The sequence below is a fragment of the Bacillus sp. BML-BC051 genome (genome assembly GCF_019656175.1).
GTDB lineage: Bacteria > Bacillota > Bacilli > Bacillales > Bacillaceae_G > Bacillus_A > Bacillus_A mobilis.
Window position 1 is genome coordinate 17639 of sequence record NZ_BPLI01000011.1, and the last position, 24860, is coordinate 42498.

Genomic DNA, 24860 nt, shown 5'->3' on the forward strand with positions numbered 1-24860 from the left:
AAAAGAAAGAAGTACCTATACTTCTTCCTTCGTCATTTCATTATCCTATCATTTCGCCTTTTGTGAAACAATTTTTTCATACGAAAGCATACCATCAATAATAACTTGATTTAATTTCGCCAAAGATTCCTTATCACCTTTTCCATCCTTCACTGTTTGCACAGCTACTGACGTATACATATACAATTTCTTTGCTTCTTCCTGCTTCATACTTTTTCCTTCTTTTTCAATTGCTTTCCACTCTTTTTCAATCGCACCTATATCTTTTGCATTACTTTTTCCACTAGCTTGTACGCTAGAAGCATATTTTGCTAAATGAGTATATAAAGGCTGTACTTTTATTAAAAACGCACCAACTTCTTTATCATCTTTAAGTAACGCTTTATCTGTTATATCCCAGTTCTTTTTCAATACAGAGACATTATCATTTTTATACTGCGTCATTAATTGATTTATGCCTTGTTCATCACTAGCAATACCAACAACTAATGCATACTTATCACCGCTCGGTTTTAAAGCTACTACGCCTCCATTACCTTTCCACTCTTCAAGAGCAGCCTGTCCCTTTTCTTCGGAAGAATAAATCCCTCCTTGAACAAAAAATAATTTCATTGGATCTAATGACGTTCCTGTCTGTGCTTTTTGTTTTTCCTCTTTTGATGCCGGTGTTTGTTCTACCGTTCCGCCCACCTTTGATTCTTCATTTCGCATCTGCTTCGAAGCTGTTACTTCACTTCCCCCAGTCGCACCTTGTCCTTTAAGTAACTGTAGCATTCCCATCCCAAACGCCGTACCAATAACAATCGCAGTTGCAACAATTGCAATTAACGTATTGCTCCACTTCTTTCGTTTTTTTTCCTTAGACACCAATTTCGCTTTTTGAAACGGAACAACGTTTTTCGGTCTTTCACTTTCTACTACCATCCATTCAAATTCATCTTTCTTCTTCTCCTCATACTTCGCTTCTGTTCCATTCACTTTCACTGAGATCGTTCGTGATTGCTTGTCCATACACTCACACCTCACCTCTTATCGTTGTCCGCATCATATCATATTCATTTCACAAAAAAACGAGATATTTGTCAGAGGAATTCGCCAAATAACCCTATATATTTATCTTATATGTATGCATTTGACTTCATTTGTAGAACAAAAAAACTAGATAGCAAAGACTATCTAGTTTTTCTCGCGAATATATTTTCGAACTTCCGAAATAAAATAAAGAGAACCTGTTATGATAAAAACATCATTTTCTCCAATCATTTCAACCTTCGTATCAATTGCCTCTTTCCAATTTTCAAAAACTAATTTTGACTCTTTCTTTGAATACGATGCAAGCTTGTCAGCAGAAATAGCACGATCAAAGGCGAATGTTGTAAAAATAATTTCATCGGCAATTGTTTCTAATTGACCTACCATATTATGCAACTGTTTATCACCAAGGGCAGTAAATAAAACTATTACATTTTTATCTTTGTAATGTGATTCTACTGTTTTCACAAGACTTTCAATACCTTCTGGGTTATGGGCACCATCTATAATAATATCTGGATTACTTTGCAGTTTTTCAAAGCGCCCAATCCAATACGCTTCCTGTAATCCAGTTCTTATTTCTTCTTCCTCAATTAAAAATGATAAGTATGTTTTGACATACATGACTGCCATAAGTGCAAGTGCTGCGTTTCCTACTTGGTGACTACCTTTCATTGAGATTCGCAAATCTTCAAAAGTGGCGAAAGGACAAGTGAAATCGAACTGTTCTCCCTCTTCGCTAGACTGTTTATGTAACGCTGTAAAATGCTTGTCCATCTCGTATAAGTTTGCATGATTTTCCTTTGCAACCTTTTGAATGACTTGCAATGCTTCCTCATCTTGTACACCAGTAATAACCGGAACACCAGACTTAATAATCCCCGCCTTTTCATATGCAATTTCTCCTAGTGTATTTCCTAAAATATGCATATGATCGTGGCCTATATTTGTAATAATCGTGAGAACAGGATGAATAACATTCGTAGAATCAAAGCGCCCTCCAAGCCCTGTTTCAAATAAAACAACATCACAGAAATTAACTTTACCGAAATAACAAATTGCCATAACAGTAATAATTTCAAACTCAGTCGCTTCCCCTAAATCCGTCTCATCTAGTTTTTCAACGACTGGCTTTACCATCTTTACCAGTTCAGTAATCTCTTCATCTGCAATTGGTGTTCCGTTCACACTAATACGTTCGTTAAATGTTTCAATATAAGGAGATGTAAATGTTCCTACCTTATATTTTGCATCTTCTAACATGTAGCGCATATATGTTAACGTTGAACCTTTTCCATTTGTACCAGCAAGATGAACACATTTTATGTGACGCTCTGGATTTCCAAGCTCTTCTAGCATCCATCTCATTCTTTCTAATCCTGGTTTAATACCAAACTTCAATCGGCTATGAATCCATCCTATCGCTTCTTCGTATGTATGTATCACGTATGCTTTCCCCTTTCAAAAGACAACCTTCATACTCCTATTATACGCAAAGAAAAGAGACTCACCAATATAGTGAGTCCCTAAAAAACATTTTATTTCTCAAGATCTGCTAGACGTTGGCGAACTGCTTCACGTTTTTCTAGGTAGTCTTGCTCTTTCGCACGCTCTCCGTCAATAACTGCTGCAGGAGCTTTCGCTACGAAACCTTGGTTTGAAAGTTTCTTCTGTACACGTTCTACTTCTTTGTCGAACTTCTCAAATTCTTTCTCAAGACGTGCTCTCTCTTCATCAAGATTGATAAGATCAGCTAACGGTAAGAATAACTCTGCACCTGATACGATTGCAGTCATTGCTTTTTCTGGCGCTTGTAAATCCGTTTGAATTATTAATTCGCTTGGGTTACAGAAACGCTCAATGTAAGAGCTGTTTTTTGTAAGTTGAGCAAGTATAGCCTCATCTTTTGCTTTAATTTGCATTTGAACTTTTTTGCTCATTGGCGTATTAACTTCCGCACGGATGTTACGAACAGAGCGAATGATATCAACTAGAAGGTGCATTTCTGCCGCAGCTTCTGTATCTTGTAAATCTTCGCGAACTGTTGGCCATGCTGCTACTGTAATAGATTCACCTTCATGTGGTAAATGTTGCCAAATCTTCTCTGTTACGAATGGCATGAATGGGTGTAATAGACGCATTGTTTGGTCTAATACGTAAGCTAAAATAGAACGAGTTGTTTTCTTAGCTGCTTCATCTTCACCGTATAGTGGAAGTTTCGCCATTTCAATGTACCAGTCACAGAAATCATCCCAAATGAAGTTGTATAATGAACGACCAGCTTCACCGAACTCATATTTATCCATGTTACGCGTTACGCTTTCGATTGTTTCGTTTAAGCGAGTTAAAATCCACTTATCCGCAACTGATTTTTCACCAGTTAAATCGATTTCTTCATACTTCATATCATCCATGTTCATTAATACGAAACGTGATGCGTTCCAAATTTTATTAATGAAGTTCCAAGTAGACTCTACTTTCTCCATACTGAAACGTAGATCTTGACCTGGTGCGCTTCCTGTTGATAAGAAATAGCGCATTGCATCTGCACCGTACTTCTCGATAACATCCATTGGATCAATACCGTTACCAAGAGATTTACTCATTTTACGTCCTTGCTCATCACGAACTAAACCGTGAATTAATACATCTTTAAATGGACGCTCGCCTGTAAACTCTAAACCTTGGAAAATCATACGAGATACCCAGAAGAAGATGATGTCATAACCCGTTACTAGTGCATCTGTTGAATAGTAACGTTTGAAGTCTGCTGCATCTTCATTTGGCCAACCAAGTGTTGAGAATGGCCATAACGCTGAACTGAACCATGTATCAAGTACGTCGTTATCTTGATTCCAGTTTTCAATATCTGCTGGCTCTTCTGTACCTACGTATACTTCACCAGTTTCTTTATGGTACCAAGCTGGAATACGGTGTCCCCACCATAATTGACGAGAAATACACCAGTCGTGAATGTTTTCCATCCAGCGTAAATATGTGTTTTCGAAACGCTCTGGTACGAACGTTACTTTCTCTTCTTCTTTTTGTTGAAGCTCTACTGCCTTCTCAGCAAGTGGAGCCATTTTTACGAACCATTGTGTTGATAAGTAAGGCTCAACAACTGCACCACTACGCTCACTATGACCTACTGAATGCATATGAGGCTCGATTTCTACTAATACGCCCGCTTCTTGTAAATCCTTCACTAACGCTTTACGGCACTCGAAACGATCCATACCGTTATACTTACCAGCTTTTTCGTTCATTGATCCATCTTCGTTCATTACTAAGATACGTGGTAAGTCATGACGGTTACCTACTTCAAAGTCATTCGGGTCATGAGCTGGTGTAATTTTTACAACGCCTGTTCCGAAATCTTTTTCTACGTATTCATCAGCAATAATCGGAATCTCACGGCCTACGATTGGAAGTGTAACTGTTTTTCCGATTAAATGTTTGTAACGATCGTCTTCTGGATGAACTGCTACTGCTGTATCACCAAGCATCGTTTCTGGACGAGTAGTCGCAAGACGAATATGACCAGATCCATCTGTTAATGGGTAGTTCATATGGTAGAATGCACCTTGAACTTCTTTATGAATTACTTCAATATCAGAAAGAGCTGTGCGTGTTGCTGGGTCCCAGTTGATAATATATTCACCGCGGTAAATTAAGCCTTTTTCATATAATTGAACGAATACTTTATTAACTGCATCAGATAAACCTTCGTCTAATGTGAAACGTTCGCGAGAATAGTCTAGTCCTAAACCAACTTTCCCCCATTGTTGACGAATGTGAGACGCGTATTCTTCTTTCCACTCCCAAGCTTTTTCAAGGAACTTCTCACGGCCAAGATCGTAACGTGAAATACCTTCTTCACGAAGTTTCCCTTCTACTTTCGCTTGTGTTGCGATACCCGCATGGTCCATTCCTGGAAGCCATAATACATCGTAACCTTGCATACGCTTCGTACGAGTTAAAATATCTTGAAGAGTTGTATCCCAAGCATGACCTAAGTGTAACTTACCAGTTACGTTCGGAGGTGGAATTACAATTGTATACGGTTGTTTCTTCTCGTCCCCTGTTGCTTCAAAATATTTGCCTTCTAACCACCACTGATAAAGGCCTTCTTCAACGGACATATGATCATATTTAGTTGGTAAATTCTTTTCCGTGTTTGACATTATTTTCCCTCCTTAAAATAAAAAATGCCCCTCATCCAAAAAAGGACGAGGGACATCGCGGTACCACCTTTATTTACAAACAAATTCAGAATTTGCTTATACTCTTAATTTGATAACGGACAAATCCGTCTTTTCCTAATGAGAACTATTCCGTTCAGAAAAGATGCTCCAGGGCTACCTTCTAACATAACTATCTAGAGAATCTCCCAGCTAATGATTCTCCTCTCTGAAGACGTTTCTTGTTATACTCTTCCCCTTCAAGGCATTTATATGATTGTTAATTATTATATACAATAGTGTAAAAAACGAAACCCTATTCGTCAAGATAAATTTAAGACTACGAATTTTTTAACGCACAAAAAAGATAAGTAGAGGATGCTACTTATCTTTTTATCCGTTCCCTTGCTGGGCAGCTTGTAATTGCGAAAGGAAATATTCTATATTGCTAACAAGCCAATGCGATTGTTGTAAGCTCTTTACTCCGAGAAGTTCATTTTCCTCATTACGACTCTCTCTTCTTTTCTTATAAGACTGGATTTGCCGAATAAATTGCGATGGATACGTCATATACGCAAACATGAGTAGTTGCTCTTCTTTCGTAAAAGGGAAATTTTTTTGGTACATTTGATACCATTCAAACCGATCACTTCGCGCAATTGGATACGTGTTTAAAGACCGAGAATAAAACCCTACTATATCTTGCACAGGTGTTGCAAACTTCGATTTTTCTAAACTAATAAAATAGCCATTCCGTTCATAATCAAATAAAAAGTGATTAAGTGATACGTTACCATGCACAAAAGTAATGCGTGTTTTTTCTTTTTCTTTCATCGCATCGTTCCACTCATTTAATTGCTTCGTTGCAAACTCACGCGCCCTCATGACATGATGATAGTACGTACAATATTGCAATTCAAACGGAGACATATACCACTTCGCTTCAGATTCTACAAGAAACTCTTCTAACATCTCACCATCATTTTCCCAACGATCGGATATATTTGTATAATGTTTCTCTAAATCTTCTTCTGTATACGTTTCTTCTTTTACCGTTTTTTGATGCAACGCTCCGAGAGTCTGGAACATTTTATGGTATTGATCATTATCCTCGCCGTTCCCTTCCGCACGTTCTAACCAAGGCATTAAATAATAATTATACGTACCATCACTTAAAATATAATTTCCATCCGTCGCATGGTATATAGGTACATAATTTGAAAAACCTTTCTCTTTCAAATATTGAATATGGTGCAGAAAGTTATTCCGCTCTAACTTTCTGCCTTCTATTTTCTTGAGCGCATATGGACCTTGATTCGTGTAAATTTTCGTTACGCTTCCGTGCTCTTCCATATGCTGCGTATCCAATCTATATTGCCTTACAATGGGTTCATAGCGATTTCGTAATTCCATATCCATACGAATAACCCTTTCTATTCAAAACATAGCCTTTAGGAAAATAAGTGAGTGAAAAACACTCACTTATTTCGCTTTTGCCCTTGAAACGGGAATATAAATAATTTGCCCTACTGTTAAATATATATCTTCTGTTTGATTGACACGATATAAGTTTTGTACAGACGTTTCATAACGATCTGCAACAGATTCGATTGTATCTCCTTCTTGCACGAAATACATTCTTAACTTTGTAAATTCTTCTTCTGGTTCTTTCGTAAATAATTTCGTTAAATACAGCGCATTTTCATCTCGCTGAGAATACGTTTCTTCTTCTTGTTCTTCTTGTTTTTTCGCTTTCTCTTTTTTGAAATCTTTTCGTCCGAACAATTCAAATTGCGGCGTTGTTTCTTTTTCCTCTTCACGCTCTACAAATTCATGTTCTTCTATTTCCTCTTCCTCTACTTCCTGCTCTTTTCTTTCTTCTAGTTGGAACGGTTCAAATGCGTAATCTTCCCACTCATCTGATTCCTTATAAGCTGGTTCTTCTACTTGTGGCGTCGGTCTAGTTTCATACTCTTGCGCTGCATCATCTTCTAACTCAGCATACGCCGTTTCTTCCTCTTCATCCTCAATTCTTTCTTCATCACATAAACCTGTTATAGATATATCCGCTAATAATTGTAAGCAACCATTTTCCTTTAATTCATAATCAAATTCCTCGATAGATACATATAGTTCTTCAATTACTTTCACACGGTTTCTCGGAATTGATATTTCAAGCGGAAAGGAATGAACAAGTTCATTAACCCCATCTTCTCTTGTTTCCACATAATCAATTGACTTCGCCGGTGATAGATCTCTTAATGAATAAGCCGAATCATCTTGCCTTGCAACATACTCTCCCGTTAAATCTAATTGCCCTCTCACGATAACTTCATGATCAAGCTCTTCTATCTCAACGTCTGGATCTAACGAAATTGACAAAAGTTCTTCGACTTCCTGTCCTTTTTGGAACCAAACAGATTCTTTTAATGAAAAACGTAATGAATGATCTGTTGCCACTTCTTTTCCCCCTCCCAAACTATATGTCATTACAGATTTATGTACGGAAAGCTGACTTTATGAATAAAAAAAATCACCCCCCTTATGGAGAGCGATTTTCTTTCATCAATTAAGCTTTTAATTTTGACATGGCAATCTCAGCCGCTGCAATTGTCGCTTCAATATCTGCATCACTATGTGCTGTCGATAAGAATAAGCCTTCAAATTGAGATGGCGGCAAGAACACACCTTGCTCTACCATTTCACGATAGTAAGCTGCAAAGAATTCTAAGTTTGAAGATTTTGCTGCATCGTAATTAATAACTTGTTCATCTGTAAAGAAGATACCAATCATAGAACCCGCACGGTTAATATGATGCGGAATGCCATGTTTTTCAGCCGCTTTACGTAAGCCAGCTTCTAACATTTCAGCTTTACGCTCGAATTCTACATATGATTCTGGCGTTAACTGTACTAACGTTTCATAACCTGCTGCCATTGCAAGTGGGTTACCTGATAAAGTACCTGCTTGGTAAATCGGCCCGCTCGGTGCAACTTGTCGCATAATTTCTGCTTTACCACCGTATGCTCCTACTGGTAAGCCACCACCGATTACTTTACCTAAACAAGTTAAATCAGGTGTTACACCGTAATAACCTTGTCCACAATTATAAGCAACTCGGAAGCCTGTCATGACTTCATCAAAAATAAGCAATGCACCGTTTTGCTCCGTTACTTCACGAAGACCTTCTAAAAATCCTGGTTGCGGAGGAACAACACCCATATTCCCTGCTACTGGTTCTACAATTATACAAGCAATATCATCACCGAATTGTTCGAAAGCGTATTTCACACTTTCCAAATCGTTATAGGCTACTGTAATCGTATTTTTTGCTACACCTTCTGGTACACCAGGGCTATCTGGTAAACCTAGCGTCGCCACACCAGAACCCGCTTTAATTAATAACGAATCACCATGACCGTGGTAACAACCGATGAATTTCAAAATTTTGTTACGACCTGTATAACCACGAGCTAAACGTAGCGCACTCATTGTCGCTTCTGTTCCTGAGTTAACCATACGTACAATCTCAATTGATGGTACGCGCTCAATAACAAGTTTCGCTAATTCATTCTCAATTTCCGTTGGAGCACCGAAGCTTGTCCCTCTTTCAGCAACAGATTTTAAAGCTTCCACAACACGATCATTCGCATGACCATGAATTAAAGGACCCCATGATAATACGTAATCGATGTATTCATTTCCATCGATATCATATACTTTAGAGCCTTTTCCACGCTCCATAAACAACGGATTCATACCAACAGACTTAAAGGCACGAACTGGGCTATTTACGCCTCCAGGCATTAAATCTTGCGCCTCTTCAAACGCCGCAATCGACTTATCAAACTTTTTCATTATTTAGCGCCTCCTTCTTGTAACCATCTTGCTGCATCTTTCGCATGATACGTAATAATTAAATCTGCTCCTGCACGTTTCATGCTAATTAATTTTTCAAGTACAACTTCTTTTTCATTAATCCAGCCATTTTGCGCTGCCGCTTTAATCATTGAATATTCACCGCTTACGTTATAAGCAACAACTGGTAAATTAAAGTTATTTTTCACATCACGAACAATATCTAAGTAAGAAAGAGCTGGCTTTACAATTAAGAAATCTGCCCCTTCCATTACATCTGATTCTGCTTCACGGAATGCTTCCATACGGTTCGCTGGGTCCATTTGATATGTTTTACGATCACCAAATTGTGGTGCACCGTGCGCCGCATCACGGAATGGCCCGTAAAATGCTGATGAATATTTCACAGCGTATGACATAACTGGTACATGCCCAAAACCATTTTCATCTAATGCGTGGCGAATTGCTGTTACAAATCCGTCCATCATGTTTGATGGCGCAATAATGTCCGCTCCCGCTTTCGCTTGGCTGACAGCTGTTTTCGCAAGAACCGCAAGAGACTCGTCATTTAAAATAATACCATCTTCAATTACACCGCAATGACCATGGCTTGTGAATTGACATAAACATGTATCCGCAACTACTACTAGCTCAGGGAATTCACCTTTAATTTGTTGAATTGCACGTTGCACAATTCCATGATCACAATATGCTGATGATCCAACTTCATCTTTTTCAGCAGGTAAACCAAATACAATAACAGAACGAATACCTAAATCAACAACTTCTTGCATTTCAGCTTGCAATAAATCTAAAGACATTTGATATACGCCTGGCATAGAAGGCACTTCATTACGAACGTTTTCTCCTTCTAATACAAAAATAGGGTAAATAAAATCTTCCGTATGTAAAAACGTTTCACGCACAAGCGCACGCATATTACCACTTTGTCTTAAGCGACGATGACGATTAAATTGTAAAGAGTTCATAAATTTCTATCCCCATTCTTTTATTTTATCCCGCTATTTGCGGGCAGTAAGACCCTACTAATTAAAGTTTCACTTTATAGATTCACAAATACATTGTAGCAATGCTTCTACAGTGTACTCTTTCGGCATAATAATATGCGGAAAATAAAGGCTCGCCTCTTTTTCCGTAATAGGCCCTATACAAGCAATTGTACATTTTTTTGTCCATTCTCTCCAGTTTGTACCCTCAAGTAAACGAACAAAACTAGTAACAGTTGAAGGGCTCGTAAATGTAATAATGTCTACTTTCCCTACTTCTAACGCTTCTATCAACTCTTGTTTTTTCTCTGCATTTTCTTTCGTACCATATACGATTAGCTCATCTAGAGAAACACCAATTTCGCGAAGTGCAACTGGAATTACATCTCTTGCTAAATTCCCTTTCGGAAATAAAATACATTCGTTTCCACTTAGTCTTTTTACAAACTCTTCTGCAAATACTTCTGCAACAAATGAAGTTGGAACAAATTCCACTTCATAGCCCCGTTTTTCTAACTCTAACCTTGTCTTCACGCCTACTGCAGCAATTTTAGTCGTTACGGGGAGCTTCTTTCTCAAACGATCTAGAAAAAAAGTTACCCCATTTTTACTCGTAAAAATAACCCAGTCATACGAATGTAGTTGCCCTGCTATATGTTGAATCTGTCTATCAGACATACCTTCCATACGCAAAAGCGGAATTTCCAATGGAATTCCGCTCTTTTCTTTCACCACTACACTCATTTGTTTTGCTTGATGCTGGGCACGTGTAATCAATACCGTTTTGCCAGCGAGAGCGTTCATATTTATTGTTGCCCCTTATTTGCAGCAAGAATGAGTTCTTTTGCGCCTTGTTTAATTAAACGGTCCGCAGCCTCTAATCCTACTTCTTCTGAATTAGTTCCTACTACTGTCTCTTTCAATAAAACAGAACCGTCCATAGAACCGACAAGAGCTGTTAATTCGATTGCATCATTTTCTGTAAGGGTTGCATATCCAGCGATCGGAACTTGGCATCCACCTTCAAGTTTATGAAGAAATACTCGTTCTGCTGCCACTGTTCTTTCTGTTACTGCATCATTCATATGCGCTAACAGCTGTAGTAAATCCTTATCGTCTTCACGGCACTCAATCGCTAATGCACCTTGTCCTACAGCAGGTACACATAACGTCTCATCTAAATGCTCTGTAATAACTTCATCATCCCAGCCCATTCTTTGTAATCCAGCTGTCGCTAAAATGATTGCATCGTAATCTTCTTCTTGTAATTTGCGTAAACGTGTATCGATATTTCCGCGAATCCACTTCACTTGTAAATCTGGTCTAGCAGCTAATAATTGTGCACTGCGTCTTAAACTACTCGTACCTAAAATAGCGCCTTCAGCTAACTCTTTAAACGATGCTCCGCTTTTTGAGATAAAAGCATCACGAGGGTCAACACGCTTCGGTGTACAACCAATCATTAATCCTTCTGGAAGTACGGCCGGCATATCTTTCATACTATGTACAGCCATATCAATTTCTTTCGTAAGTAACGCATGTTCAATCTCTTTCACAAACAAGCCTTTTCCGCCTACTTTTGAAAGAGTAACATCTAAAATAACATCACCTTTTGTGACAATTTCTTTCACTTCAAATTCATATGGTAAACCTAGCGCTTTTAACTGATCAATAAACCAGTTTGTTTGCGTCAATGCTAATTTACTCTTTCGTGACCCTACAATAATTTTGCGCATAATTCTCTCTCCTCATTATAAATACCAAAAGTGGAAGTTGGATAAACTGCTTAATAGAAAAATATTAATTAGCATTACGAGAAATGCTCCGATGTTCCACTGTACGATTTTCTTCCCTTGCAACACATCTGCCACTCGTAAATATAGACCAGCACAATATACAAATAGAACGACAAAAGATCCAATCACTTTCGTATCATACCAATGGAAATTGTCCAATTTCGTATATCCCCATATGCAACCTAATAAAATAGCTAGTAAGAAAAATGGAACAGAAAATAAATTTAATCCGTAAGACATCGATTCTAGCTTCGGTAAATTCCCTAACCTTCTTAATCTCGCATTCCATTTTTTCTTTTTTAATAGGCGATATTGTAATAAATACATGATAGAAAAAATGAACGATACAGTGAATGTTGCATAAGAAATAATAGCCATACCGACGTGTACATATACAAGTTCCGAAACTAATTGCTCCGCGAGTACCGGCGACATCTTTCCAAGCGGTGTAAAAATAGAAAAAGCGCTTACGCCAAATGCGACAACATTTGTAAAAAAGACTAGAAAGTCGATTCTCATAAATCGATTAATGACTAACGACATTGTAATCAATAGCCAAACATAAAAATAAATCCCTGATAATAAAGTTAATATAGGGTTCGTTTCTGAATCTGTAGCCCGAAGTAACATGAAGATAGACTGCAGAACCCACACAATCGAAAGTAACCAAAAAGCAAATCGGTTCGCCTTTCGGTTACTTTGAAAATAATCTATAAAATATAAACTAATGCTACAAGCATATAAAATAATTGCAATATGATAAATAATACTGTTATTTAAAAAACTCATCCGATCATCCTTCCAAATTATAAAGATGGAACGGATGGTGTCCACGCTCTTTTATGTTCTACTTCTTCCGCACTACTCTCTACGTCTTCCATTTCTAAATCGAAAATCTTTGCAAATAACGCTAATTTTTCGTCTGCTCCCTCTTCAGCAGCTATTTCTTTTGCTACTAAAATTGGGTCTTTTAATAATTGATTAATAATACTTTTCGTATGCTTACTAATTACTTTTCTCTCACGATCACTAAGATTCGGTATTTTTCGTTCCAAACTATCCATCGTTTCACTTTGGATAGCAAGTGCCTTATCACGAAGAGCTGCTATTAACGGTACAACACCAAGTGTACTTAACCACGTTTTAAATAAAACAATTTCCTCTTCAATCATAAATTGAATTTTCTCTGCTTCTTTCAAACGCTCCGTACGATTTGCTTCCACTACTCCTTGCAAATCATCAATGTCATATAAGAAAGAACCTTCTAGCTCATCAATCGCTGGATCAATATCACGTGGCACTGCAATATCCACCATAAATAAAGGACGACCAGAGCGCATTTTCTCTACCTTTGTCATCATCTCTTTCGTAATGACATACTCCGATGCACCAGTTGAACTAATTAAAATATCTGCTTCTAGTAGTGCACATTGTAGTTCACTTAAAGGCTTTGCATGTCCCATATATTTCTCAGCCATTACTTCCGCTTTCGTCAGCGTCCTATTCATAACTGTTACTTTACGAGCACCGCTTCCATATAAATTTTGCAGTGCCAGTTCACCCATTTTGCCCGCACCAAGAATAAGTACGTGACAATCTGTTAGCTCGCCGAATATTTTCTTCCCAAGCTCGACAGCAGCATAACTAACCGACATCGCACTTTCACCAATCGTCGTTTCTGAGTGCGCACGTTTCGCTAACGTAACCACTTGCTTAAACAATTCATTAAAAATTGTGCCTGTCGCTTTTACTTGTTGCGCTTCTAAAAAGCTATCTTTTATTTGGCCTAAAATCTGTGTTTCTCCGACTACCATAGAATCTAAACCGCACGTCACGCGGAATAAATGATCTATTGCACCATCTTGTTCAAAAATAGTTAAATATGGTGCAACTTCTTCTATTTCAAGCTGAAACCAATCAGCTAAAAACTTCTTAATATAATACCGTCCCGTGTGTAATTGATCGACAACAGCGTAAATCTCAGTGCGATTACAAGTTGATACAATGACATTCTCTAACACGCTCTTTTGATTTTGTAATGTAGTCATTGCTTGCTCTAGCTCTGCTGCTTGAAATGTGAGTTTCTCACGAAATTCTACAGGGGCTGTTCGATAATTTACACTAACAACAAGAATATGCACGCAGCATGTCCCCCTTCACCCGTTTTATCACTTTATCTACTATCATAATACAACTTTCCTCTTATGAATCTGACAATCGTGTGAACAACCGATTATTTTTTATTTATTCTCCGTATGTAATAAAGGAGATTCAGTAAAACTAATAAGGACTTCCTACTTTATAATGATTATAAATTAATAACTCTATTTGTACGTTACCAAAAAAAGCACTCATAATCAAGTGATGGAAACTATTCCATATGAATTATAACATCATCTTTCCTATCTTCTTTCATCATGAAGAAAAATATGTATGATTGTTCCAAATTGTAGCACAAACTTTCTCAATACAATGTATTTGACATTGTATTTATTTTTCGTTATATTGATTTTACAAAATTAAATTGTGCACAAGTTAATTAGAAGGGAGTTATGTATGACAGAGAATTCTTTACATCTAGATAACCAGCTTTGTTTTTCTATTTACGCCTGTTCTAAAGAAGTTACCCGCTTTTATCGACCATATTTAGAAGAGATGGGTATTACGTATCCACAGTACATTACTTTACTCGTACTATGGGAGCAAGATGGACTAACAGTAAAAGAAATTGGAGAACGTCTATTTTTAGATTCCGGTACGTTAACACCTATGTTGAAACGAATGGAATCATTACAACTTGTAAAACGCGTTCGTTCCAAAGAAGATGAGCGCAAAGTTTGTATTGAATTAACAGAACAAGGTAAAGATTTAAAAGAAAAGGCTTGTTCATTGCCGACAACAATGGCAACAAATTTAGGAATTACAGAACAAGAATATCGTTCTTTATTAATTCAATTAAATAAACTAATTGAAACAATGAAAACAATAAATGATAGAAAAGGGGAATAAACATGGATAAATTATATACTGCTTCAGTAACTGCTACAGGTGGAAGAAACGGAAAAGTAATTTCAGATGATGGCATATTAAATCTTGATGTAAAAATGCCGAAAGCACTAGGTGGTGCAGGCGGAGAGGCAACAAATCCAGAACAACTATTTGCTGCTGGTTATGCCGCTTGTTTTGATAGTGCATTACAACTTGTCATTCGTACGAAACGTGTGAAAGTAGAAAGTACAGAAGTAACTGCTCACGTTTCTATCGGAAAAGATACAGATGGTGGTTTCGGCCTATCTGCTGTACTTGATGTACACGTTGCTGGCGTTTCTCATGCCGAAGCACAAGAACTTGTAGAAGCTGCTCACGGTGTATGTCCTTATTCGAAAGCAACAAGAGGTAATATTGAGGTTACATTAAACGTAAGATAAAAAAATTTAGTAAATAAAACAAAAAACGCGCGACATTCGTCACGCGTTTTTTGTTTTTGTCATTCTATGAATTGCCTTCCACGCTTCTTCTTTTCCAAGTCCTGTTTCAGAAGAGAATAGAACAATTTCATCGCCAATTTCAACAGCAAGCGTTTCTTTTACAACTTTTAAATGCTTTTGCCATTTCCCTTTCGGAATTTTATCGGCTTTCGTCGCAATAATAATTGTTGGGATTTCATAATGCTTTAAGAAATCATACATCATCACGTCATCGTTTGTTGGTTGGTGACGTAAATCAACTACTAATACAGCTGCGTCTAATTGCTCACGCGTTGTAAAGTATGTTTCAATCATCTTGCCCCATGCTGCGCGCTCTGATTTAGATACTTTCGCATATCCATAACCTGGAACGTCAACAAAATGCATCATCTCATTGATTAAGAAAAAGTTCAGCGTTTGCGTTTTTCCTGGTTTAGAAGAAATACGTACTAACTTTTTACGATTTAAAATTTTATTAATAAAGGAAGACTTCCCGACATTTGAACGACCTGCTAATGCAATTTCTGGTAAATCACTGTCTGGATATTGTTCTGGTTTAACAGCACTAATTACAATATCTGCTTTTGTTACTTTCATTGTTTCACTCCTACTAATGCGTGCTCCAATACTTCATCTAAATGAGATGCAAGCACAAACGTAAGGTTTTCTTTTACGCTTTCTGGAATATCATCTAAATCTTTCTCGTTTTCTGCTGGCAAAATAATTTTTGTTAAGCCTGCGCGGTGAGCACTTAATGTTTTTTCTTTTAAACCACCAATTGGTAATACACGACCACGAAGTGTAATTTCACCTGTCATCCCCACTTCTTTACTTACAGGAATACCTGTTAGTGCAGAAATAAGTGCCGTTGCCATCGTAATACCTGCTGACGGTCCATCTTTTGGAACTGCTCCTTCTGGAACATGAATATGAATATCATTCTTCTCATGGAAATTCGGATCAATCTGAAGCTCTTCTGCACGAGAACGAATATAGCTAAACGCTGCTTGTGCGGATTCTTTCATAACATCCCCAAGTTTCCCAGTTAAAATTAATTTCCCTTTACCTGGCGCTACAGATACTTCAATCGCAAGTGTATCGCCGCCTGCCGCTGTATACGCTAACCCTGTCGCCATACCAACTTGGTCTGTTTTTTCAGCTTGCCCATAACGGAATATGTGCTTACCAAGTAAATCAACAATGTTTTTCTCTGTTACTACAATACGCTTGCGTTCTGCTGTAACGATAATTTTTGCTGCTTTACGACAAACTTTTGCAATTTGACGCTCTAGTGTACGAACACCAGCCTCACGTGTATAATAACGAATAATTTCAAGAAGCGCTTCATCACGTACTTGTAAATTACCTTTTCGTAAACCATGCTCTTTTAATTGTTTCGGCAATAAATGTTCACGGGCAATGTGCACTTTTTCAAGTTCTGTATAGCCAGCAATCGAAATAATTTCCATACGGTCAAGTAACGGACCTGGAATACTTGAAAGTGTATTCGCAGTTGCTACAAACATAACTTTCGATAGATCATATGGTTCTTCAATGTAATGATCACTGAAGTTATGGTTTTGTTCTGGGTCTAACACTTCCAGTAATGCTGCTGATGGATCTCCACGGAAATCGTTAGACATTTTATCAATCTCATCTAATAAAAAGACTGGATTAACTGTTTTCGCCTTTTTCATACCTTGAATAATGCGTCCTGGCATCGCTCCAACGTACGTACGACGGTGACCACGGATTTCAGATTCATCACGTACACCACCAAGGGATACACGGACAAAATTACGATTTAATGATGTTGCAATCGAACGCGCTAACGAAGTTTTCCCGACCCCAGGAGGTCCTACTAAGCAAAGGATAGGTCCTTTTAATGAATTCGTTAACTTCTGTACAGCTAAATATTCGAGTACGCGCTCTTTCACTTTCTCAAGACCGTAATGATCTTTGTTCAAAATTTCTTCAGAATGAGCAAGATCAATCATATCTTCTGTTGCTTCTGTCCACGGAAGTGCTAATAACCAATCCATATAATTACGAATAACACCGCTCTCCGCAGAACTTGCTGGTAACTTTTCATAACGATCTAATTCTTTCAGTGCAGCCTTCATTGTTTCTTCAGGCATTCCCGATTGTTCAATTTTCTCACGAAGTTCTTCAACTTCCCCGCCCTTACCTTCTTTGTCGCCAAGTTCAGTTTGAATCGCCTTCATTTGCTCACGTAAGAAATATTCTTTTTGCGTGCGCTCCATTGAACGTTTCACTTTTTGTCCAATTTTCTTTTCTAAACTAAGTAACTCTTGTTCATCTTGAATAATTGAAATAAGTGTATGTAATCGTTCCTTCACAGATACAATCTCTAAGATTTCTTGTTTCTGCTTCGTTTTAATCGGCAAGTGAGAAGCAATTAAATCAGCTAATCTTCCTGGCTCTTCTACATCAGCTACCGTTGCAAATGTTTCATTTGAAACTTTTTTCGAAACTTTAATATATTGTTCGAAATGCTCCAGTAATGTACGCATAAGAGCTTTCTCTTCTAAATCATCTTCTATTTCTTCCGTTACCGTTTTGATAGAAACTTGCACTACATTTTCTTCTTCGATAAACTCTACTACTTCAGCTCTATGTAAACCTTCTACAAGGACACGAAGCGTACCGTTCGGCAATTTTAACATTTGCTTCACTTTCGCTACTGTACCTACACTATATATGTCATCTTCTTTCGGATCATCGATATTCATTTCTTTTTGCATCGCTAAAAAGATGATATTTTCATCCATTGCCGCCTGCTCTAGTGCTTGTATCGATTTATCACGTCCTACATCAAGATGCAGAACCATCGTTGGATATACGAGAACGCCTCTTAATGGTAGGAGGGGTACGATTCTTTCATTCGTATTCATACTAGACATAGCACCTCCATAATAAATTAAACTCCTGTTCAACTATTTTATATTACAATACATCTAGATGCAATTGCAGAGATTTTCCGCAATTGTAAATCCCTCGTTTTTCTCCCTTATAAAAAGGAAAAAAGACTCCGCTTAAGCATACAAACTTAAACGAAGTCTGGCAAATTTTATTATCGTTCATTCTCACATTGATTGTGCATCTGTTTCGTCCACAGCAGTATGTACATCCAGCTCTCGATGCATATTTTCCTGCATAAATGTTAGCTCAAATACTTCTTTTAACTTACGAACAGGAATGATTTCAATTCCTTTTATTGTGTACAAAAACGGTTGCATGTTTTCAGCAGGAATGATGACTTTCTTCGCACCTGCTTTTTTCGCAGCTTTTATTTTTGCGTACACACCACCAATAGGTTTCACTTCACCGTGTATACTTATTTCACCGGTCATCGCTACTTCATTATTCACATACGTACGATGCACTGCTGAATATACACCCGTTGCCATAGCAATACCTGCGGAAGGCCCATCAATTGGGATACCACCTGGAAAATTAATATGTATATCGTACCCTTCTGGCAACACATCTAGAGAACGAAGTACCGTTAATACATTATCTACAGAACCTTTCGCCATACTTTTACGGCGAATGGATTTCGTTTGACTACCAATACTTTCCTCTTCAACAATTCCGGTAACATTTACCGATCCTTTATCTTTCGCTTTGATTGCTGTTACTTCAATTTCTAATAACGCGCCTGTATTTGGTCCATATACAGCCAGTCCATTTACAAGGCCGATTCTCGGAATAGGATAAATACGTTTTTCATATTTCGGTGTAAGTTGACTAGAGTGAACAACCCACTCTATATCTTCATCTTTAATGAAAGAACGTTCTTCATTTATTGCCATACCAGCAGAAATTTGTACAAGGTTAATCGCTTCTCGTCCATTTCTTGCATACATCCCGATCATTTCAATACCGTTCTCACCTATTTGCATTTCCACTTTGTCCGCTGCATTCTTCGCTACTTTTTGAATTTCTTCTGTATCTAACTCACGGAAAAATACTTCTAAACAGCGGGACCGAATAGCAGGTGGAATCTCCTCTGGCGAACGCGTCGTCGCTCCAACTAAGCGAAAATCGGCTGGCAAACCTTTTTGAAAAATGTCATGTATATATGTTGGAATCATCGTATTCTCTTCACTATAGTATGCACTTTCCAAAAACACTTTCCGATCTTCTAGCACCTTTAACATTTTGTTCATTTGAATCGGATGTAGTTCACCAATCTCATCAATAAACAAAATACCACCATGTGCATCTGTTACCGCACCTTTTTTCGGTTGCGGAATACCCGCTTGCCCCATTGCACCAGCACCTTGATAAATCGGATCATGTACCGAACCGATTAAAGGGTCTGCAATACCACGTTCATCAAACCTTGCTGTTGTCGCATCAAGTTCGATAAATGTTGCATTCGTGCGAAATGGAGATTTTGGATTTCGTTTCGCTTCCTCTAAAACAAGACGTGCTGCCGCTGTCTTTCCAACACCTGGTGGACCATATATAATCACATGTTGCGGGTTCGGGCCACAAAGAGCCGCTTTTAACGACTTAATCCCGTCCTCTTGCCCTACAATATCTAAAAAGGATGTAGGACGCACCTTTTCCGCAAGCGGCTCTGTTAAAGAAATCTCGCGCATTTTACGAAGCTGCTCTAATTCTTTTTTCGATTCTCGATCAATTGAAACTTTTTGTGTTCGCTGATTTCGAAGTAAATGCCAAAAGTACAATCCGACAATTACACCAAAAACAAGTTGAACAAGTAAAAATATATTTGTCCAGCTCATCATTTATTTCCTCCCGCAATGTTTTATCTCTTAGTATTTCCGCGGAGGAACATAGCTAAACATAAAGAAAAACAGCAATTATAAAAATTGCTGTTTCTTCTTCGCACTATGCAGATGTTTTTGTATCAAGTACAGTACCGTCTTGTAGCACCAATTTCGGCGGTTCATTATCAGCTACTGTTTCTTTCGTAAGAATACACTTCTCAATATCTTTGCGAGATGGCAGTTCGAACATTACATCAAGCATCAAGCCTTCAATAATAGAACGAAGTCCACGAGCACCTGTTTTACGTTCAATTGCTTTTTTCGCAATTTCAATTAGTGCGCCTTCTTCAAACTCTAACTCAACATCGTCAAGCTCCAATAGTTTTTGGAATTGCTTAACAAGTGCATTTTTCGGTTTCGTTAAAATATCAACAAGAGCATCTTCATCCAGCGGCTCTAGGTTCGCAATAACTGGAAGACGACCGATAAACTCTGGAATTAAACCAAATCTTAAAAGGTCCTCTGGTAATACGTGAGATAAAACATGCTTCTCATTTACATCAGCATTTTTCTTCTCAGCACCAAATCCAATTACTTTTTCACCAAGACGACGTTTAATAATTGGCTCGATGCCATCAAACGCTCCACCACAGATGAATAAGATATTCGTTGTATCAATTTGAATAAACTCTTGGTGCGGATGCTTACGACCACCTTGAGGCGGAACGCTTGCTACAGTACCTTCTAAAATTTTCAGAAGTGCCTGCTGCACACCTTCACCAGATACATCACGTGTAATTGATGGATTTTCGGACTTACGTGCCACTTTATCAATCTCATCAATATAAATGATTCCTTTTTCCGCTTTCTCTACATCATAATCAGCTGCTTGGATTAATTTTAGTAAGATATTTTCTACATCTTCCCCAACGTATCCAGCTTCTGTTAAAGATGTTGCGTCCGCGATCGCAAATGGAACATTTAAAATACGCGCTAATGTTTGTGCCAGTAATGTTTTACCACTACCTGTTGGCCCAATAAGTGAAATATTACTCTTCGCTAATTCTACATCATCAATTTTGCTGTTAGAATTAATGCGTTTGTAATGGTTATATACCGCTACCGCTAGTGCTTTTTTCGCGTTATCTTGTCCGATGACATACTCATCTAAGATTTCACGAATTTCTACCGGTTTCGGTACATCTTTGAATTCTACTTCTTCGTCCTTCGCAAGCTCCTCTTGTACAATTTCAGTACAAAGTTCGATACACTCGTCACAAATGTAAACACCTGGACCTGCAACTAACTTTCGAACTTGCGTTTGTGTTTTACCACAGAAAGAACATTTTAATTGACCTTTTTCATCATTAAATTTAAACATATTTTCACACCCCTTACAAAGTGCTAACCTCTTGCCTTCGTATGTACACGATAAATGTATCGTATGTAAATACATATTATGTCACTACGTGGCGAGAAATACAAATAATATGACTAGTTATGTACAAATAAAAAAATTTTAAAACTTTTGAAACTTTTGAAATATGTATATTCGACTTGTAAAGGAAGTTTTCCTTCTTCATCGAAAAGTTTTATAAATATATTTCTATATTTATAAAACAAGGCACGATTAAAATCGTGCCTTGTTATTTTATTATGCAGCGTTTTCTACTAAGAAATCTACAGCTTTACGTACTTTAAGATCTTCAGCTAAAGCGTCTACGCTTCCAAGAGCTTGCTTGATAGCGTCTACTGGCATACCGTACATTTCAGCCATTTTTTCAACTTCTGCAGTTACTTCTTCTTCAGTAACTTCGATGTTTTCAGCTTCAATGATAGCTTCAAGAACAAGGTTGATTCTTACGCGTTTTTGAGCGTCTTCTTTCATTTGCTCTTTTAACTTGTCAGCGTCAGTACCTGTGAATTGGTAGTAAAGCTCAAGGTTCATACCTTGTTGGCTTAAACGTTGCTCGAATTCACGAACCATACGATCTAACTCAGTGTCGATCATAGCTTCTGGAATCTCGATTTCAGCGTTAGCAGCAGCTAATTCTACTACTTCGTCACGTACTTTGTGCTCAGCTTCGTGCTTTTTGCCTTCTTCTAAGTTTGTACGAAGTTTTGTTTTTAATTCATCAAGAGTTGCAACAGCTTCGTCTGCTTCTTTAGCGAACTCGTCGTTTAACTCAGGAAGTTCTTTTGTTTTGATTTCGTGAATTGTTACTTTGAATGTTGCTGGTTTGCCAGCTAATTCAGCAGCGTGGTACTCTTCTGGGAATGATACTTCAACATCTTTAGAATCACCAGATTTAAGACCAATTACTTGCTCTTCGAAACCTGGGATGAATGTACCAGAACCGATTGCTAGAGAGTAGTTTTCGCCTTTTCCGCCTTCAAATGCTTCGCCATCAACGAAACCTTCGAAGTCGATTACAGCTGTATCACCGTTTTCAACAGTTCCTTCTTCTTTAACAACTAGTTCAGCTTGACGCTCTTGTAAAGATTTTAATTCGTTCTCTACATCTTCGTCAGTTACAGTTGTTTCAACTTTTTCTACTGCTAAACCTTTGTACTCACCTAATTTAACTTCAGGTTTCACTGTAACTTTTGCAGTGAAGATAAGGTTAGCATTTTTTTCGAACTTCTCGATGTTGATTTCAGGATGATCAACTGGGAAGATACCAGCTTCATCAATCGCTTCACCATATGCTTTTGGTAAGATGATATCTATAGCATCTTGATATAAAGATTCGATACCAAAGCGTTGTTCGAATAACGGACGAGGCATTTTTCCTTTACGGAAACCTGGTACGTTGATTGTTTGTACTACTTTTTTGAACGCAGCGTCGATAGAGTTGTTTACTTCTTTAGCATCTACTTCGATTGTTAAAACGCCTACGTTACCTTCTAATTTTTCCCATTTTGTAGCCATTTATTCTTTCCCTCCAACTATAATAATGTATGCACATACCTCTATAGATTAAAATCTTCATTATCTCTTTTTCGAAATAACAAAAATACAAATAATCCTCTAGCAAAAGCTTTCAGATATAATGTTCCAATCTACTAATTGCCTAAGAGACAACTACGGTATATTTTGTTCGAGAATAATATGAAACATATTAAGTAAGAGAATTACACTTCTCTTCTCTTACAAACAGGCAGATTTCTGCCTTTTGCAACCCTTACATTATAACATAGAATATGCTCGTTTCAAGAACCGAACGATTCTTTTTCATAATTATACGGGTAAATATCCTTCTCTTTCAACACGTAATAACCATTGATAGGCAATATGAAACTCTTCCAATTCAATATTATACGCTGTCATAAGCTCTTCTTCATCAATAATTAATCCGAAACGCTTTCTTCCAATTCTCTCTAAAACAGCAGCCCAAATCTCTACTTTATCCATTAATAGAGCAAATGGGAAAATGCTAATTCGCAATTCTTTCCAATATGTAACCATCGCATCAAATATATCGGGATAATTTTGCTCTAATCGGCTTGATAGTGTATGTATAATGTTATCGGATTGCTCCTCATTATGACCTGTAAATGCTGGAATCACCTTAATCGTATTCCCAAACTTTTCTACCTCTATTTCTTCTTCTATTTGATTTTCTATCATTTTATACAAAATAGAAGTTTTCAAATACGGGTGCTGTTTTTCGTCTATTAAAAATTTCTTTAAAATAGGTAATGCAAGATCCAAGTCTTTTAACGAAAGTTGCTGGATCGCTCTTAACTTTTGCCCAAAGTTTTCTCCAAACATTTCATTAGTAAACTCATCCAACTCAAAATTCGAATCGACTAGTGACGTATCTACTTCATTTATCATACCTTCTGCAAATAAAGCGAGCTGTGCTAATTTTTCCTTTTGCTCAGGCACTATATCTTTCGTTTGCAAAACTTTTTCGACGGTTTCAATAACGCCTTCATAATCATTTGTTTGAACTAAAATCGTCACATATGTTTCAAGAATATCACCAAATAACACAGCTCCTGTTTCAAGCAACTGTTCACATTTGTCTTTCGCTTCTTCCATATGCTTTAATTCTAACAAACAAATAACAGAAGCGAGTTCCGTTTGTTCCGTTTCTGCATTATACTGACGTAATATTTCAAAGCAGCGCAATGCATCTTCGAATTTCCGCTCTTTCAGTGCTAAAAAACCTTCATCAATATATCGCTCTGATAGCTGCGGAAACAATACGACCGTATTTTCTTTTTTATCCATACGTCCGCCTCTTTTTCTAGATTTTAATTATCTTTAAAGTAAATATATCAAATGAGTAATGAGAACACAACATCCCAAAACCTTTTGTTTGAAATATAAAAATATTCAATTTCTATATTTCAATATAAACAAATCCTTACTAAAAATTAAAAATGTGCAAATAAAAACCCTCAGCAATTAAAGCAGAGGATTCCTCATTAATGGAAAGCTTTTATAATAGTGGGGTATATAACAAGGGTAATAATTTGGAGAACAATAATTGCCATAACAATCATGCTAAAATAGAAGATTGGTTTACTTCGCTTCATTAAAAACATAATAATAAGCATCGTACAAGCAAACAAACTTAAGAAGAACAAACTCGTTGTCGAACTAAGTATACCACTCGGGACAAAGAACAATAACACTACACTACAAGTACCTATAATTCCAAATAACCATTCCATTCATTCACTCATTCCCTTTCCCTCTCATGGCAGTTTTTTTACTAAGCAATTAAATGTTTTACAACATCC

Annotated in this window: 20 protein-coding genes and 1 other annotated feature; of the genes, 2 read left to right on the top strand and 18 right to left on the bottom strand. The window is 37.4% G+C overall.

Annotated elements, in window-relative coordinates:
- Nucleotides 1–48: 48 nt before the first annotated feature.
- The 11 genes from K5S59_RS04310 to hemA form a co-directional block, all read right to left on the bottom strand.
- The gene (locus K5S59_RS04310; RefSeq protein ID WP_000361002.1) at nucleotides 49–1011 is read right to left on the bottom strand and encodes a hypothetical protein; all 963 of its coding nucleotides are present in this window, start codon (nucleotides 1009–1011) and stop codon (nucleotides 49–51) included.
- Nucleotides 1012–1176: 165 nt separating this feature from the next.
- Nucleotides 1177–2478 carry a bifunctional folylpolyglutamate synthase/dihydrofolate synthase gene (locus K5S59_RS04315; protein ID WP_000582051.1) on the bottom strand — a complete coding sequence of 434 codons (1302 nt, stop codon included), beginning with the start codon at nucleotides 2476–2478 and terminating at the stop codon, nucleotides 1177–1179.
- Between the two features lie 92 nt (nucleotides 2479–2570).
- Nucleotides 2571–5216: a valine--tRNA ligase gene (locus tag K5S59_RS04320; RefSeq protein WP_000072221.1), complete on the bottom strand. Its 2646-nt coding sequence runs from the start codon at nucleotides 5214–5216 to the stop codon at nucleotides 2571–2573.
- Between the two features lie 38 nt (nucleotides 5217–5254).
- Nucleotides 5255–5486: a binding site (T-box leader), on the bottom strand.
- Nucleotides 5487–5606: 120 nt separating this feature from the next.
- Nucleotides 5607–6632, bottom strand: a complete 1026-nt coding sequence (gene ysxE, locus K5S59_RS04325; protein WP_000366996.1) for a spore coat protein YsxE — start codon at nucleotides 6630–6632, stop codon at nucleotides 5607–5609.
- Between the two features lie 63 nt (nucleotides 6633–6695).
- Nucleotides 6696–7673 (bottom strand): stage VI sporulation protein D, encoded by a 978-nt coding sequence (gene spoVID, locus K5S59_RS04330; protein ID WP_000179736.1) that lies wholly within the window; start codon nucleotides 7671–7673, stop codon nucleotides 6696–6698.
- 109 nt (nucleotides 7674–7782) lie between these two features.
- On the bottom strand, nucleotides 7783–9072 hold the full coding sequence (gene hemL, locus K5S59_RS04335) for a glutamate-1-semialdehyde 2,1-aminomutase (protein WP_000712933.1): 1290 nt from the start codon (nucleotides 9070–9072) through the stop codon (nucleotides 7783–7785).
- On the bottom strand, nucleotides 9072–10061 hold the full coding sequence (hemB, locus tag K5S59_RS04340) for a porphobilinogen synthase (protein WP_001087079.1): 990 nt from the start codon (nucleotides 10059–10061) through the stop codon (nucleotides 9072–9074). The genes hemL and hemB overlap by 1 nt, the downstream gene beginning before the upstream one ends.
- A gap of 69 nt (nucleotides 10062–10130) precedes the next feature.
- Nucleotides 10131–10883 (bottom strand): uroporphyrinogen-III synthase, encoded by a 753-nt coding sequence (gene hemD / locus K5S59_RS04345; protein WP_000992366.1) that lies wholly within the window; start codon nucleotides 10881–10883, stop codon nucleotides 10131–10133.
- 2 nt (nucleotides 10884–10885) lie between these two features.
- The gene (hemC, locus tag K5S59_RS04350; protein ID WP_001226425.1) at nucleotides 10886–11815 is read right to left on the bottom strand and encodes a hydroxymethylbilane synthase; all 930 of its coding nucleotides are present in this window, start codon (nucleotides 11813–11815) and stop codon (nucleotides 10886–10888) included.
- 15 nt (nucleotides 11816–11830) lie between these two features.
- Nucleotides 11831–12664, bottom strand: coding sequence for a cytochrome c biogenesis protein (locus tag K5S59_RS04355; protein ID WP_000008998.1), 834 nt, complete (start codon nucleotides 12662–12664; stop codon nucleotides 11831–11833).
- A 17-nt stretch (nucleotides 12665–12681) separates the two neighbouring features.
- The gene (hemA, locus tag K5S59_RS04360) at nucleotides 12682–14016 is read right to left on the bottom strand and encodes a glutamyl-tRNA reductase (protein ID WP_000547848.1); all 1335 of its coding nucleotides are present in this window, start codon (nucleotides 14014–14016) and stop codon (nucleotides 12682–12684) included.
- 415 nt (nucleotides 14017–14431) lie between these two features.
- On the opposite strand from hemA, the gene K5S59_RS04365 reads away from it, so the two are divergent.
- Together K5S59_RS04365 and K5S59_RS04370 are read left to right on the top strand one after the other, a co-directional pair.
- Nucleotides 14432–14884: a MarR family winged helix-turn-helix transcriptional regulator gene (locus K5S59_RS04365; protein WP_000138544.1), complete on the top strand. Its 453-nt coding sequence runs from the start codon at nucleotides 14432–14434 to the stop codon at nucleotides 14882–14884.
- 2 nt (nucleotides 14885–14886) lie between these two features.
- Nucleotides 14887–15303, top strand: a complete 417-nt coding sequence (locus K5S59_RS04370) for an organic hydroperoxide resistance protein (protein WP_002160351.1) — start codon at nucleotides 14887–14889, stop codon at nucleotides 15301–15303.
- 39 nt (nucleotides 15304–15342) lie between these two features.
- Here the strand turns inward: K5S59_RS04370 and ysxC are convergent, their stop codons facing one another.
- The 7 genes from ysxC to K5S59_RS04405 all read right to left on the bottom strand — a co-directional run bounded on the left by ysxC (nucleotide 15343) and on the right by K5S59_RS04405 (nucleotide 24791).
- Nucleotides 15343–15939 carry a ribosome biogenesis GTP-binding protein YsxC gene (gene ysxC / locus K5S59_RS04375; RefSeq protein WP_000869115.1) on the bottom strand — a complete coding sequence of 199 codons (597 nt, stop codon included), beginning with the start codon at nucleotides 15937–15939 and terminating at the stop codon, nucleotides 15343–15345.
- Nucleotides 15936–18266 (bottom strand): endopeptidase La, encoded by a 2331-nt coding sequence (gene lon, locus K5S59_RS04380; protein ID WP_098258102.1) that lies wholly within the window; start codon nucleotides 18264–18266, stop codon nucleotides 15936–15938. The genes ysxC and lon overlap by 4 nt, the downstream gene beginning before the upstream one ends.
- A gap of 183 nt (nucleotides 18267–18449) precedes the next feature.
- A complete protein-coding gene (lonB, locus tag K5S59_RS04385) occupies nucleotides 18450–20120 on the bottom strand; it encodes an ATP-dependent protease LonB (protein ID WP_120451111.1) in 1671 nt (556 codons plus the stop codon).
- A 106-nt stretch (nucleotides 20121–20226) separates the two neighbouring features.
- Nucleotides 20227–21486 carry an ATP-dependent protease ATP-binding subunit ClpX gene (gene clpX / locus K5S59_RS04390; protein ID WP_000472283.1) on the bottom strand — a complete coding sequence of 420 codons (1260 nt, stop codon included), beginning with the start codon at nucleotides 21484–21486 and terminating at the stop codon, nucleotides 20227–20229.
- A 273-nt stretch (nucleotides 21487–21759) separates the two neighbouring features.
- Nucleotides 21760–23037, bottom strand: coding sequence for a trigger factor (gene tig, locus K5S59_RS04395; protein ID WP_000212029.1), 1278 nt, complete (start codon nucleotides 23035–23037; stop codon nucleotides 21760–21762).
- A gap of 309 nt (nucleotides 23038–23346) precedes the next feature.
- A complete protein-coding gene (locus K5S59_RS04400) occupies nucleotides 23347–24345 on the bottom strand; it encodes a hypothetical protein (RefSeq protein ID WP_097844039.1) in 999 nt (332 codons plus the stop codon).
- A gap of 197 nt (nucleotides 24346–24542) precedes the next feature.
- The gene (locus K5S59_RS04405) at nucleotides 24543–24791 is read right to left on the bottom strand and encodes a hypothetical protein (RefSeq protein ID WP_001983650.1); all 249 of its coding nucleotides are present in this window, start codon (nucleotides 24789–24791) and stop codon (nucleotides 24543–24545) included.
- Nucleotides 24792–24860: the final 69 nt, after the last annotated feature.